Here is a 405-nt window from a genome sequence, read left to right as displayed (position 1 = left end):
TCTCCTTCTATTGTTAGTATGGTTATCAAATCTGGAACTGTAACATCAATCTGATTGTTCCTCCATGAGATTATGTTCTCATTTTTGAACCATATCCTGTAAGATTCTCCCTTAAATTCATCAATTCCTTGGAGTTCAACTTCCCCAACTGTAAAACCATTTTCATTTTTCCACTTTAGAAAAATGCACTCTCCTTTAAAAAGAAGAAATCCTCCCTCTTTTAAAAATTTCAGAATCCAATCGTCTTTTTCTCTCAGTATTTTTCCAAGCTTCAGTGCATAGCTTAAGCTGTCCCTAATCAAAATTTCTTTAGAAATCTTCCCTTTTATTGGATGGGAAGCAACTCCAACTTTGGACTTGATTGATGAAACAATACTTCTAACAAGTTTCTCAGCGTTTATGTCA

The 405-nt window shown here is 34.1% G+C and carries 1 pseudogene; it reads right to left on the bottom strand.

The window, feature by feature from the left end:
- Window positions 1-405: pseudogene (locus E3E29_RS11500) on the bottom strand (DUF917 family protein); the annotation flags it as partial.

Origin of the sequence: Thermococcus sp. Bubb.Bath (assembly GCF_012027595.1) — an archaeon.
GTDB lineage: Archaea > Methanobacteriota_B > Thermococci > Thermococcales > Thermococcaceae > Thermococcus.
The sequence above is the reverse complement of the archived record's forward strand: the minus strand, read 5'-3'. Positions and strand labels throughout refer to the sequence as shown.